General features: G+C 68.5%; 12 protein-coding genes. 6 read left to right on the top strand and 6 right to left on the bottom strand.

Annotated features, from left to right (window positions below):
* The first annotated feature begins 44 nt into the window (after window positions 1-44).
* Window positions 45-1,316 carry a multidrug effflux MFS transporter gene (locus tag K3A85_RS16920; RefSeq protein ID WP_225207685.1) on the top strand — a complete coding sequence of 424 codons (1,272 nt, stop codon included), beginning with the start codon at window positions 45-47 and terminating at the stop codon, window positions 1,314-1,316.
* Between the two features lie 9 nt (window positions 1,317-1,325).
* Here K3A85_RS16920 and K3A85_RS16925 read toward each other — a convergent pair whose 3' ends face one another.
* The 3 genes from K3A85_RS16925 to apaG all read right to left on the bottom strand — a co-directional run bounded on the left by K3A85_RS16925 (window position 1,326) and on the right by apaG (window position 4,704).
* On the bottom strand, window positions 1,326-3,245 hold the full coding sequence (locus K3A85_RS16925; protein ID WP_225207686.1) for a putative bifunctional diguanylate cyclase/phosphodiesterase: 1,920 nt from the start codon (window positions 3,243-3,245) through the stop codon (window positions 1,326-1,328).
* A 152-nt stretch (window positions 3,246-3,397) separates the two neighbouring features.
* Window positions 3,398-4,204, bottom strand: coding sequence for a LysR family transcriptional regulator (locus K3A85_RS16930; protein WP_225207687.1), 807 nt, complete (start codon window positions 4,202-4,204; stop codon window positions 3,398-3,400).
* 101 nt (window positions 4,205-4,305) lie between these two features.
* A complete protein-coding gene (apaG, locus tag K3A85_RS16935) occupies window positions 4,306-4,704 on the bottom strand; it encodes a Co2+/Mg2+ efflux protein ApaG (RefSeq protein WP_225207688.1) in 399 nt (132 codons plus the stop codon).
* A gap of 89 nt (window positions 4,705-4,793) precedes the next feature.
* Between apaG and recO the strand changes: the two genes are divergently transcribed.
* From recO to K3A85_RS16950, 3 genes are read left to right on the top strand one after another with little or no spacing between them, the layout of a single operon-like run.
* Complete coding sequence (recO, locus tag K3A85_RS16940; protein ID WP_225207689.1) at window positions 4,794-5,402, top strand: DNA repair protein RecO; 609 nt, start codon at window positions 4,794-4,796, stop codon at window positions 5,400-5,402.
* Window positions 5,403-5,412: 10 nt separating this feature from the next.
* Window positions 5,413-6,468, top strand: coding sequence for a 3-isopropylmalate dehydrogenase (gene leuB, locus K3A85_RS16945; protein ID WP_225207690.1), 1,056 nt, complete (start codon window positions 5,413-5,415; stop codon window positions 6,466-6,468).
* An 11-nt stretch (window positions 6,469-6,479) separates the two neighbouring features.
* Window positions 6,480-7,607: a glycosyltransferase gene (locus tag K3A85_RS16950; RefSeq protein WP_225207691.1), complete on the top strand. Its 1,128-nt coding sequence runs from the start codon at window positions 6,480-6,482 to the stop codon at window positions 7,605-7,607.
* 36 nt (window positions 7,608-7,643) lie between these two features.
* Here the strand turns inward: K3A85_RS16950 and K3A85_RS16955 are convergent, their stop codons facing one another.
* Complete coding sequence (locus tag K3A85_RS16955; RefSeq protein ID WP_225207692.1) at window positions 7,644-8,927, bottom strand: phospholipid carrier-dependent glycosyltransferase; 1,284 nt, start codon at window positions 8,925-8,927, stop codon at window positions 7,644-7,646.
* An 86-nt stretch (window positions 8,928-9,013) separates the two neighbouring features.
* Here K3A85_RS16955 and K3A85_RS16960 point away from each other — a divergent pair, with 86 nt between their 5' ends.
* Both K3A85_RS16960 and K3A85_RS16965 read left to right on the top strand, forming a co-directional pair.
* The gene (locus tag K3A85_RS16960) at window positions 9,014-10,222 is read left to right on the top strand and encodes a trans-sulfuration enzyme family protein (protein ID WP_225207693.1); all 1,209 of its coding nucleotides are present in this window, start codon (window positions 9,014-9,016) and stop codon (window positions 10,220-10,222) included.
* A gap of 89 nt (window positions 10,223-10,311) precedes the next feature.
* On the top strand, window positions 10,312-11,655 hold the full coding sequence (locus K3A85_RS16965; protein WP_225207694.1) for a PAS domain S-box protein: 1,344 nt from the start codon (window positions 10,312-10,314) through the stop codon (window positions 11,653-11,655).
* 6 nt (window positions 11,656-11,661) lie between these two features.
* On the opposite strand, the gene K3A85_RS16970 is transcribed toward K3A85_RS16965, so the two are convergent.
* Together K3A85_RS16970 and K3A85_RS16975 are read right to left on the bottom strand one after the other, a co-directional pair.
* On the bottom strand, window positions 11,662-11,916 hold the full coding sequence (locus K3A85_RS16970; protein ID WP_225207695.1) for a hypothetical protein: 255 nt from the start codon (window positions 11,914-11,916) through the stop codon (window positions 11,662-11,664).
* Window positions 11,917-11,992: 76 nt separating this feature from the next.
* Window positions 11,993-12,280: an accessory factor UbiK family protein gene (locus K3A85_RS16975; protein WP_225207696.1), complete on the bottom strand. Its 288-nt coding sequence runs from the start codon at window positions 12,278-12,280 to the stop codon at window positions 11,993-11,995.
* Between the last annotated feature and the right edge of the window lie 40 nt (window positions 12,281-12,320).

The raw sequence follows: 12,320 nt of genomic DNA on the forward strand, positions 1-12,320 counted from the left end.
TAAAGGCTTGGCAGCGTCGCCGGGCCGCGCCTAAGGCGTCGCGCATGACCGCGCAGAATCATTCCGGAGCCGGCCAGCGCAGCGCCGTCGGCTATCGCGAATTCGTCGCGATGATGGCGATGATGATGGCGCTGCAGGCTCTCGCCATCGACACGATGCTGCCCTCGCTCGGGCAGATCGCGGCGGACCTAGGCGTCAGCGACCCCAATCGCCGGCAACTCGTGGTCGGCAGCTACCTGCTCGCGACGGGGATCGGCTCGCTGGTCCCGGGATCGCTCGCCGACCGTTTCGGCCGACGGCCGGTCGCGCTTGCCTGCCTCGCGCTGTTCATCGTGCTCGCCGCGGCCTGCGCGCTGGTGACCGATTTCACCGTGCTGCTGGTGCTGCGCGCGCTCCACGGCTTTGCCTGCGCGGGACTTACCGTCGTGCCCAGCGCGATCATCCGCGACCGCCACGGCGGCGACCGCATGGCGCGGATGCTCTCGACCGTGTCGATGGTGTTCATGATCGTTCCGATCCTCGCCCCGATGCTGGGCCAGACGGTGCTGCTGGTCGCGGGGTGGCGGTGGATCTTCGCCACGCTCGCGCTGCTCGGCACGGTCATGGGGGTCTGGGTGTGGCTGCGCCTCGACGAAACGCTGCACCCAGAGTTCCGGCAGGCGATCCGCCCTGCGACGATTCTCGTCAACATGGGCCGCGCCGCCACGACCCGGGCCTCGATCGGCTACGTGCTGGGCTCGAGCCTCGTGCTCGCCGGCATGTTCGGATACGTCAATTCGGTCCAGCAGCTCGTCGGCGAACACTTCGGCGCGGGCGAGCTCATGCCTTTCTGCTTCGGCATCACCGGGCTTGCCCTGTCGCTGGCGAACTTCTTCAACGCGCGCATCGTCGAGCGCTTCGGCGCGCGCCGGGTCTCGCACACCGCGCTGCTCGCGTTCATCGCGACCGCGAGCCTGCAGGTCTGGCTCGCCTTCCAGCCGGGCGAAACGCTGTGGCAGTTCCTTCCGGTCATGGCGCTCAACGTCTGCCTGATGGGCTTCATCGGCGCGAATTTCAGCTCGATCGCGCTCCAGCCTTTCGCCGAGACGGCGGGCGCGGCGAGCTCGGTGCAGGCCTTCCTGCGCATGGCGATCGCCTCGCTGGCGGGGATGGTCATCGGCCAGGCCTACGACGGCAGCGCCGCGCCGCTGGCGCTGTCCCTGCTGGTCGGCGGCGCGGCGTCGCTCGCGCTGGTGTTGTGGAGCGAGCACGGCCGCCTGTTCCGCCGCGTCCTGCCACCGGGCTCCTCGCGCGAGACGGTCATCGACTTCCACTGACCGCGGCGGTCAGGCGACCGCCTTGCAGCGCATCGTCAGCGCCTCGCCGATCGCGGCCGGATAGCCGAAGTGGTAGCCCTGCATCAGCCGGATGCCGAGCGCATGCGCTGCGGCGACCTGCTCTTCGGTCTCGACGCCCTCGAGCGTGCAGTCGATCCCGAGTTGCCGCGACAACGCGACAATCATGCCGACGATCGCGCAGGCTCCCGCGTCGGCCGGAAGCGCGGCGGTGAGCGCGCGATCGAGCTTGACCATGTCGAGCGGAAGTTCGCGCAGCTGCGACAGACTCGACCAGCCCGCGCCGAAATCATCGAGCGCGATCCGGAAACCGTGTTCGCGGAAGGCGCGCAGTTGCAGGGCCGCACGCCGCGGATCGGCGAGGATCGCCTGCTCGGTCACCTCGAGCGTGACCGACTGCGGCGAAGCGCCGGCATCGCGCACGACCGCAGCGATCGCGGCCGCCGCGCCATCGCGGACGACATCGCGGGGTGAAAGATTGATCGCGATGCCCACGCCCGTCTGCGCCGGGCGGCATTCGGCGAGCGCCCGCGCCAGGACGAGGCGAGTGAGCTCGCCGGTGCGGCGCGTGGCGTCGGCGATGGCCAAGAAGCTTGCCGGGCTCTGCCAGGTCACGCCATCGGGCGACCAGCGCGCCAGCGCCTCGACCGCGACGATCCGCCCGCCCGCCAGATCGTGGATGGGCTGGTAGAGCACCCGCAACCGGTCATCGAGCTCGCAGTCGTTGAAGCGGCGGGTCACCTCGATCCGCTGTTGCAGCGCGATCTCGTCGTCGGGGCCGAACAGCACCACCGATCCGTCGCCGCGATCCTTGGCCTTGTAGAGCGCGGCATCCGCACGCTCGAGCGCGCCGCTGATGCCCTCGGCGCAGAGCCGGTGCAGCCCGATCGACGCGCTGAGGCGCAGGCTGGCGCCGTTGTGCGGGATCTCGGTGCGGATCGCGCCGACCAGACGTCCTGCCGCTTCGGCGACCGCGGGTCCTTCGAGACCCGGATCGAACAGCACCGCAAATTCGTCGCCCCCCAGCCGCCCGTGGGCAAGGACGTGGGGGAGTTCGCCGATCCGGCGCGAAATCGCCTTGAGCGCCTCGTCGCCCGCAGCATGGCCGTAGGTGTCGTTGACGTGCTTGAAGCCGTCGAGGTCGATCAGGGCGAGCCACGGCTTTGCCGCGCCATTCGTCGCCTGCGCCATCTCGAAGTCGAGCCGATCGAGGATCGCACGCCGGTTCAGCCCGCCGGTCAGGGGATCGATCGTGGCCAGGATCCGCGCTTCGCTGGCAAGCTGCGCGGCCTGCCGCTCGCGCCGCATCAGTTGCTGGCGCGAGCGTTCGAGCTTCACGAAATCGCGGTGGTGCCCTTGCGTCACGAACAGGAGGATCACCGTCGCCACGATCTGCACCAGCGACACGTAGACCGCGTTCGGGTGCCCCGCGAGCAGGAAGAACAGGCTGCTGGGCAGGACGAGCGCGATGGCGATGCGCAGCGCGGCTTGCGGCGCGTGGGTCAGGCCGAGGATGCCCGAAATCATCGTTACCGCGATCATGTAATGGATCAGGCTGCGCCCGTCGCCGTTGCCGTAGGGGTAGAGGGCAAGGCCCCAGCCGACGAACAGCAGGCCGGCAAGGCCGCCGATCCCGCCCATCCGCGCAAGATCGAGCCTCAATCGGTCGAGCGAGCGTTGCGCGACGCGATGTGGCAACCAGTAGAGCGCCCGCCACAGACCGAACAGCGACAGTCCCGGCCCGACCAGAAGCAACCCGGTCGGCGCATCGCCGCGGAAGCGGTAAGTGAGCAACCCGAGATTCACCACGACGACGAGGTAGAGCAAGGGCAGGCGCCGCGAGAGCGAGAGCGCATAGGCGCGGGTGAACGCTTCGCCATGGTGCTGGCGGAACGCATATCGCAGACGCACGAAGAAGCGCCGCCAATCCGTGCCTGGCGATGCGATGACCGACCCCCGGTCCCCCGAACCGTCGTGATCCACCTCGTCCATCCTGCCCGAATAGGGGCACCGAGGTTAACACTGAGTCAAGTGCCGTATTCTTTTAATCAAGATAAATAAGGTCATTCCTTGGCAAGGGCATCGACCAGCGCCTTGACCTTTTTCTGTCGCCATTGCGGCAACGGTGCGACCAGCCAGTAACCGCGGCGACTGGATTCGGGCGCTTCGTGCGCCACCACCCGGCCCGAATCGATCGCCGCCTGCGCGAGCAGCAAAGGAACGCGCGCCCTGCCGAGGCCGGCAGCCGCAGCGCTGATCGCCGTGCCGGCATCGCCGACGGAGAACTGGACCTCACGCGATTCGCCATCGGGAGCTGGATGGCCGGGCCAGCCGATCCACGGCGCGTCGGGCGCGGCGCCCGGCGCGCCGACCACCACGGTATCGGCCACGCCCAGCGCGATTCCCTCGAGGCTTCCCGGGCCTTCGGCCCAGCGTACTGCGAGATCGAGGTTGGCTTCGGTAAAGTCGACCTCCGCATCGCCGCCGACGAGGTAGAACCGCAGCTGCGGATGCTCGAGACGAAACGCCGCCAGCCTGGGCGACAGCCACGCGGCGAAGAAATCGCGCGGGCATGCGATCGTGTAGACGTGGCTCGACTGGCCCGCCTGCATCGCCTGCACGCCCTCCTCGAAGCGAAGGAAGCCCTCGCGGATCGCATCGAGGCCGGCACTCGCCTCGTCGGTCAGCTCCAGCCCTTTCGACGTACGGCGGAACAGCACCACGCCTAGCAGGTCCTCGAGCGCGCGGATCTGCTGCCCGACCGCCGCCGGGGTCACGGCGAGCTCGTCGGCGGCGCGGGTGAACGAAAGGTGGCGCGCCGCTGCATCGAGTACGCGAAGACCGTTGAGAGGCAGATGGGTCCGCTTCATGTCGTCTCCCTTCCGCCCCTGCGCCTGCTTGTCAATGCGCGAGGCCCGGGCACGTGCCGATGCCCGCGCGAGCGCGGACGACGCGGCCGGTCACCCGGCAATCAGCTGGCGGTGGCCGGGGCCGCGAGCGGGAAGAACGGGATCGCGACCTCGAACAGCGAGCCGTCGGGACGCTGCATCGTATAGTGCCCCTGCATGCTGCCCTGCGGCGTGCCGAGGGGACAGCCCGATACGTAGTCGTGCGACTGCCCGGGGCGAAGCACGGGCTGCTCGCCCACCACGCCTTCGCCGTCGACGAAGTTGACCAGGCCGCGCCCGTCGGTGATCCGCCAGTGGCGGGTAAGCAGCTGGATCGGCTGGTCGCCCTCGTTCTCGATGCGGATGTGGTAGACCCAGAACCACTTTCCGGCATCGACGCGCGACTGCTCCGGCAAGAAGTTGACCGCGACGCGCACGACGACCCCTTCGGTTGCAGCGGCGTGCTGGAATAGCTGTTTCATGTGCGCCAAACTACCTTACAACGACGTGCGTTCCCAAGCCATAAATTGTCGCGCTTGCCACCGTTCCCGATGGAACGCACAGGAGCGCGATGAACCTTCGCATGCCCGCGATCCTGTGCTCTGCACGCAGCCACGGCGAGCATGGCGCCGTGGTTCGGCTGTTGACCGCGTCGCACGGCCTCGTCGCCGCGTACGTGCCCGGCGCGAAGGGGCGGCAGCTGCGGCCTTTGCTCATCCCGGGCAACGTGCTCGATGCCGAAGTGCGCGGCCGCGCCACTGGCCAGTTGCCGAGCGCGCGGCTTGAACTGGTCGAGAGCCGGGGGCCCTGGCTCGGCGAGCCGCTGGTCAATGCCGGCATCGGCTGGGCGACCGCGCTGACCGCATCTGCCCTCCCCGAAGGATATCCTTATCCCGCGCTGCACGCGGCGCTCGGCGCCCTGCTCGACGCGATCTGCCACGCACCTTCGGCGCGCGGCTGGGCGCGGGCGCTGGCGGCTTACGAAGCGCTGCTGTTGCGCGAAGTGGGCTACGGCCTCGCCGGGATGCCGCCGGCCGAGGAAGCCTGGCCCGAGCTGCTCGGTCGGCTCGATCGGCAGGGCAGGGCGATCGGGAACCGCCTCCTTGCCGATCGCCCCGGCGATGTTATGGCGCTGCGCGCGATTCTGCTCGACCGGCTGAAGCGCATCGAAGGATCATGAGGGTGTTTGCATGAAGGTTGCAGTTCTGCCGGGCGATGGAATCGGCCCCGAAGTCACCCGCGAAGCGGTCCGGGTGATCGCGGCGCTGGGACTCGACATCGCGCTCGAGGAAGCACCGGTCGGCGGCGCTGCCTACAAGACCCACGGCCACCCCCTCCCGGCCGAAACGCTCGCGATCGCGCGGGCGAGCGACGGCGTGCTGTTCGGCGCGGTGGGCGATCCCGACTGCGACGCGCTCGAACGCCACCTGCGCCCCGAGCAGGCAATCCTCGGCCTGCGCAAGGAGCTGACCCTGTTCGCCAACTTGCGTCCGGCCAAGGTGTTCCAGGGCCTCGAGGACCACTCGGCGCTGCGCCCCGAGGTCGCCTCGGCCATCGACCTGCTGATCGTGCGCGAGCTCAACGGCGACGTCTATTTCGGCGAAAAGGGCTTCCGCACCGCCGCCAATGGCGACCGCGAAGGCTACGACATCATGTCCTACAGCGAAAGCGAGGTGCGCCGCATCGCCCACGTCGCCTTCCGCGCCGCGCAGGGCCGGGGCAAGCGCCTGTGCTCGGTCGACAAGGCGAACGTGCTCGAGACCAGCCAGCTGTGGCGCGACGTGGTGATCGAAGTGGCCAAGGACTACCCCGACGTCGCGCTCAGCCACATGTACGTCGACAACGCCGCGATGCAGCTGGTGCGCAATCCGGGCCAGTTCGACGTCGTCGTCACCGGCAACCTGTTCGGCGACATCCTGTCCGACCAGGCGAGCATGTGCGTCGGCTCGATCGGGATGCTCGCTTCGGCCTCGCTCGGCGAGCGCACCACCGCGCACGGTACCTTCGGGCTCTACGAACCGATCCACGGATCGGCCCCCGACATCGCCGGGCAGGGCCTCGCCAATCCGATGGCGACGATCCTGTCGGCCGCGATGCTGCTGCGCCACTCGCTCGGCCTCGCCGCTGCGGCCGACCGCGTGGAGGCAGCCGTCGGCAAGGCGCTGGCAGACGGCATCCTCGGTCGCGACCTTGGCGGGACAGCGGGCACCACAGAAATTGGTGACGCGGTGCTCGAACGGCTGTAAGCGCGCGCGTCATGCTGCAACTCGCCGTCATTCTGCCCACCTACAACGAGCGCAAGAACATCGCGCTGATGGTCCAGCGCCTCGATGCCGCGCTTGCCGGGATCGCGTGGGAGGCCATCTTCGTCGACGACCACAGCCCCGACGGCACTGCCGACGAGGCGCGTCGGATCTCGCTCACCGACCCGCGCATCCGCGTGATCGAGCGCATCGGACGGCGCGGCCTCGCCTCCGCGGCGATCGAGGGCATGTGCGCCACCGCCGCGCCGGTCGTCGCGGTGATGGACGCCGACGGCCAGCACGATCCCCAGCTCCTTCCCGAGATGCTCGCTGCGGTCACCGGCGGGGAATGGGACGTCGCCTATGCCAGCCGCTTTGCCGAGGGCGCGAGCACCGAGGCGTGGGGCCGGCCCGATCGAGTCAAGGCTTCCGGCCTCGCCAATCGCCTCGCTCGCCGCGTTACCGGGGTGCAGCTGTCCGATCCGATGAGCGGGTTCTTCATGCTGCGCGCCGAGACCTTGCGCGCCGATGCGCACCGCCTGTCGGGCGTCGGCTTCAAGATCCTTCTCGACATCCTCGCCACGGTCGATGCACCGCTCAGGGTCAAGGAGTTCCCGCTGAACTTCGCTGCGCGGATGGAGGGCGAATCCAAGCTCGACCGCACGGTCGTGTTCGAATTCCTGATCGGCCTCTACGACAAGTGGCTCGGCCGGATCATCCCGACGCGCTTCGCGCTGTTCGGCACCGTGGGCGCGCTCGGCGTGTTCGTGCAGATGGGCATGCTCTACCTGCTGCTGCGGGTGCTGCTGGGCGAACGCTTCGTCTATGGCCACTGGTCGGGCGAGACGACCTTCAACATCGCCAACACCGTCGCCGCGGTCGTGGCGATGAGCTTCAACTTCGTGCTCAACAACGAGCTGACCTATTCCGACAAGCGCCTGCGCGGCTTCGTTCCGATCCTGCGCGGCTGGGCCAAGTTCGCGATGACCTGCTCGCTCGGCCTGCTGACCAACATCGGTTCGGCCGCGGCGTTGAAGGCGATGGGCTTCCACGATTTCATCGCCGTGATCATCGGCATCGTGCTCGGCTCGGTGTGGAATTTCGCGCTGTCGAGCAAGTTCGTCTGGGGCAAGTACGGCTGAGCGGCAGCGGCAACGGCAGCGGCGGCGCGCCGCTGCTCAGCGCCAGCTCTTGAGCCAGGTATAATCGATGTACGAGTTGGGCCGGGGCAGCGCACCGGCCGCGAGGATCGGGTAGAACCCGACGAACAGCGTCAGCGCGACCCCGGTGGCGAGATAGACCGGCCAGCGGCGGTGCGCCTCCCACCACTCTGCGAGCACGACCGCCAGCGCCGCCACCAGGAACACGCTGGCGAGCGCGTAGTGGTAGTAGAACTGCACCGGCTTGCCGTTGAACGCCCAGAACACCAGCGCAAGCACGTAGAGCGCGACGATTCCCAGTCGCAGGCGATCCCCGCGCACACCGTCCCAGGCGCAGAACACCAGCGCCGGAAGCCCGGCCAGCATGGTGAACGGATTGCCCAGCATCAGCACCCCGCGCTGGGCTCCGTCGACGTTCTCGTAGAGGAACCAGATCGGCCGGATGTTGAACACCCACTGCCACCAGCGGCTCATGTAGGTGTGCGGCTTCACCACGCTGTCCTGCAGTTGCAGCATGTAGCCCTGCCACGGGATCAGGCCCTGCAGCGTCATCGGCTGCACCTTGTAGAAGAACGCGGGCGCGAAGGTCGCGAGGTAGACGACCACCGGCCACAGGCCGAGCCAGACCGCGGCCTCGATCAGCGATATCCCCGGAACGGGGCCGGCCCGGCGCGCGACCAGGACACCGGCCCGCGCGCGCGGGGGCAGGGTGCGCCAGCGCACCCAGGCGAACAGCAGCCCCGGCGCCACCAGCAGCGGCGCGCCGTTCCACTTGGCCCCGAGCGAGAGGCCGAGGAACAACCCGCACAGCACGAGGTGGCCCCGCCCGCCCTTCCTCCACGCCAACGCCCACTGCCAGAACGCGAGCGCCATCATCGCCAGCATCGTCATGTCGAGCATCGCGATCCGGCTGAGGATGAACCAGACGAAGTCGGTCGCCAACAGCACCGCGAACAGGATCGCGGCGCTGCGCGCCCCTGATGCCCACCACAGCGCGCGGCTCGCCGCGAACAGGCCGATCGCGCCCAGGACCGCGTTGGGGAACCGCCAGCCGAACGCGGTGTCGCCGAACGCGCGGATGCCGAGCGAAATCATCTCCTTGGCAAGGAGCGGGTGCTCGGGATTGAAGCGCCGGGTGAGGTCGATCAGGCGGCGCGCGGCGGGCAGGTAGTGGATCTCGTCGAACATCGGCTTGGACGGAATCGCAAGCCGGTGGAGCGCAACGAGGAGGAACGCTGCGGCGATGCCCAGCAGCCAGAGCAGGGGATCGCGCTGCGGCGCGGTGCGGGGCATGACCTTCATGTTGCCGCCGCAGATAGGCGATGTCCGCCCCCGCGTGCAATCCCGCGCGCTTGCACGCGCTCCAAGCCGAAACTAAGGCGAAAGCCATGAAGCGCACCACCGGCCAGGACCGTTCGATCACCGCCCAATGGCGTCCCGCAACCCAGGCGGTCCGCGCCGGCACCTGGCGCTCGGACAAGGGCGAGACGAGCGAGGCCTTGTTCCTCACCTCGGGCTTTTCCTACGACGATGCGGGCACCGTTGCCGCGCGCTTCGCCGGCGAAGACGACGGCATGACCTATTCGCGCGTCCAGAACCCGACCGTGCAGATGCTCGAGGAGCGCATCGCGGTGCTCGAGGGCGCCGAGGCGTGCCGCGCGCAGGCGAGCGGCATGGCCGCGATGACCACCGCGCTGCTGTGCCAGCTCTCGGCGGGAGACCACATCGTCGCGGCCAAGGCGGCGTTCGGTTCGTGCCGCTGGCTGGTCGACAACCTGCTGCCGCGCTTCGGCATCGCCGGAACCACGATCGACGCTGCCGACAACGCCGCCTGGGAAGCGGCGATCCGGCCCGAGACCAAGGTGTTCTTCTTCGAAAGCCCGGCCAACCCGACGATGGGCCTGGTCGATCTCGAATTCGTCTGCGGGCTTGCCCGCAGGCACGGCATCGTCACCGTCGTGGACAACGCCTTCGCCACCAGCGCGCTGCAGCGGCCTCTCGACTTCGGCGCCGACGTCGTCGCCTACTCGGCCACCAAGATGATGGACGGTCAGGGCCGCGTGCTGGCCGGCGCGGTCTGCGGCTCGCGCGATTTCATCGAAGGCGTGCTTCACCCGTTCCAGCGCAACACCGGCCCGAATTGCGCGCCGTTCAACGCCTGGGTCGTGCTCAAGGGACTTGAGACCCTGGACTTGCGCATCCGCCGCCAGAGCGAGAACGCGCTCGAAGTCGCGCGCTTCCTCGAAGGCCGCGTGCCGCGCGTGCTCTATCCCTTCCTCGAAAGCCACCCGCAGTTCGCGCTGGCGCAGAAGCAGATGCAGGCGGGCGGCGGCATCCTCTCGCTCGAGCTCGACGGCGGCCGGGCGCAGGCGCACGCCTTGCTCGACGCGCTCCGGCTCGTGGACATTTCGAACAACATCGGCGACTCGCGCTCGCTGATGTGCCACCCCGCCTCGACCACGCACCACGGGGTGGGGCCCGAGACACGCGCGGACATGGGCGTCACCGAAGGCATGCTCCGGCTCAACGTCGGGCTGGAGGACCCCTCCGACATCATCGCCGACCTCGACCAGGCGCTGACCCGAGCCGGACTCTAAGTTATTGAAAATGATAAATAATTTAAGTTATTGCATCACCTCGTGCGGTGCGTAGATTGGGCACGGACGGGGCTGCGACGGAGCGTGCATTGCTGGCCGAAGCCCATTTATCGGCGATAGTCCAGTCGTCGGACGATGCGATCATCAGCAAGACCCTGGATGGAACGGTCGTCAGCTGGAATCCCGCGGCGACCCGGATCTTCGGATGGACCGAAGGCGAAATGGTCGGCCAGTCGATCCGCACCATCATTCCCGCCGACCGGCAGGACGAGGAGGACGACATCCTCGCCCGGATCGGGCGGGGCGAACGGGTCCGCTCGTTCGAAACGGTCCGCCAGAGGAAGGACGGCGGCCTGCTCCACGTCTCGCTGACCGTTTCGCCGATCCTCGATCCGGGCGGCCGGATCATCGGCGCGAGCAAGATCGCGCGCGACGTCACCGACCGGCATGCGGCGCAGGCCGCGCACGACGAGAGCGAGCTCAAGTTCCGCATGCTGGCGGACAACATTTCGCAGCTCGCGTGGATCGCCTCGCCCGATGGCGCGCTCACCTGGTACAACCAGCGGTGGTACGACTACACCGGCACCGCCTTCGAGCAGATGCAGGGCTGGGGCTGGGCCGCCGTGCATCACCCAGAACATCTCGACCGGGTGCGCGACCATTTCAGCGCCTGCATCGCGGCCGGCACCGAGTGGGAAGACACCTTCCCGCTGCGCGGCGCCGACGGCCGGTTCCGCTGGTTCCTGTCGCGGGCCAAGCCGATCCGCGACGAAGGCGGCGCGATCGTCAACTGGTTCGGCACGAACACCGACGTCACCGAACTGCTCGAGAAGGAAGAGCAGATCCGCTCGCTGATGATGGAGGTCAACCACCGCTCGAAGAACATGCTTTCGGTGGTTCAGGCGCTGGTGCGCCGGTCGGGTGGAAACGATGCAGCCTTCCTCGAGCGGTTCGAGAACCGCCTCGCCTCGCTCTCGGCCAATCAGGACCTGCTGGTTCGCCGCGGCTGGGCGGCGATTCCGATCGGCGAACTGGTCGAGGCGCAGCTGGCGACGGTGGGGCGCCAAGCCCGCAGTCATGTCCACGCCCGCGGCCCTGCTTTCGACCTGTCGCCCCGCAGCGCCGAAATCATCGGGATGGCGCTGCACGAGCTCGCGACCAACGCGCTCAAATACGGTGCGCTGTCGCGCCCGGAGGGCCAGGTCAGCCTTGCCTGGCAGAGCCTGCCCGGAGACCGTCTTGTGATCGAATGGCGCGAGGCAGGCGGTCCCCGCCTCAACGGTCCGCCGCAAGCGCCCGGCTTCGGCACGACCCTGATCCACCACATTCCCGCGCGCAGTCTCAAGGCCGATGTCGTGCTCGCCTACGAGCCCGCCGGGCTCGTCTGGCGCCTCGAATGCGATGGCGCGATTGCGCGCTCGCTGGCCAACTGACCCGGCTCAGCCGGCCGACGACACATCCTGCGCCAGCGCTTCGCGGTCGCGCTTGACCAGCGCGTTCTCGGCGCGCCCCATGGTCCAGTTCTTGCCGAGCCGGACCTTGCTGTTGGGCGCACACCAGATCTCGCCGGTGCTGTCGATCGCGGTCACCCAGATCAGGTTGTGCTCCTGGCCGTAGTCGATCATCCCGATCGCATAGCCATCGCCTTTGCCGAGCACGTGCAGCGGGATCGTGGGATTGAGTTGGGTAAACACGGGGCAGCGCTCTCCTTCGAACGCAATCCCAACTGGCCGGCGAAGACGCGTGTTCCCTGCCCGCAAGGGCGGAGGGTCAGCCGACCGCGGTATCGTCCGCCGCAGCGGCGATGTCGCCCGCGGCCGATCCGCCCTCGAGCTTGGCGAGCCGCGCCTTCAGCGCCTCGACTTCCTCGCGCGCGGTCGCGGCCATTTCCTTCACCGCGTCGAACTCCTCGCGGCTGATGAAGTCGAGCCCGCCCATCGCTTCGCGCAGCTTCTCCCGCGCCGTCGCGCCCGCTTCGCGGCTCATCCCGGCGAAAGTGCCGGCGGCGCCGTTCAGCAGCTTCACGAAGTCGGCGATCAGCGGGTTTTCGCTCTGCATGTCCTGACCTTCTGCACCGGCCGCGCCACACTGCGCGAGC

The sequence above is a fragment of the Novosphingobium huizhouense genome (assembly GCF_020179475.1).
Lineage (GTDB): Bacteria > Pseudomonadota > Alphaproteobacteria > Sphingomonadales > Sphingomonadaceae > Novosphingobium > Novosphingobium huizhouense.

Bases quoted from the DNA above. Each gene is read 5' to 3' on its own strand.
- K3A85_RS16975 (WP_225207696.1), bottom strand. From the start codon at position 12,280: ATGCAGAGCGAAAACCCGCTGATCGCCGACTTCGTGAAGCTGCTGAAC.
- K3A85_RS16955 (WP_225207692.1), bottom strand. From the start codon at position 8,927: ATGAAGGTCATGCCCCGCACCGCGCCGCAGCGCGATCCCCTGCTCTGG.
- apaG (WP_225207688.1), bottom strand. From the start codon at position 4,704: ATGAAACAGCTATTCCAGCACGCCGCTGCAACCGAAGGGGTCGTCGTG.
- K3A85_RS16920 (WP_225207685.1), top strand. From the start codon at position 45: ATGACCGCGCAGAATCATTCCGGAGCCGGCCAGCGCAGCGCCGTCGGC.
- K3A85_RS16960 (WP_225207693.1), top strand. From the start codon at position 9,014: ATGAAGCGCACCACCGGCCAGGACCGTTCGATCACCGCCCAATGGCGT.
- recO (WP_225207689.1), top strand. From the start codon at position 4,794: ATGAACCTTCGCATGCCCGCGATCCTGTGCTCTGCACGCAGCCACGGC.
- leuB (WP_225207690.1), top strand. From the start codon at position 5,413: ATGAAGGTTGCAGTTCTGCCGGGCGATGGAATCGGCCCCGAAGTCACC.
- K3A85_RS16930 (WP_225207687.1), bottom strand. From the start codon at position 4,204: ATGAAGCGGACCCATCTGCCTCTCAACGGTCTTCGCGTACTCGATGCA.
- K3A85_RS16950 (WP_225207691.1), top strand. From the start codon at position 6,480: ATGCTGCAACTCGCCGTCATTCTGCCCACCTACAACGAGCGCAAGAAC.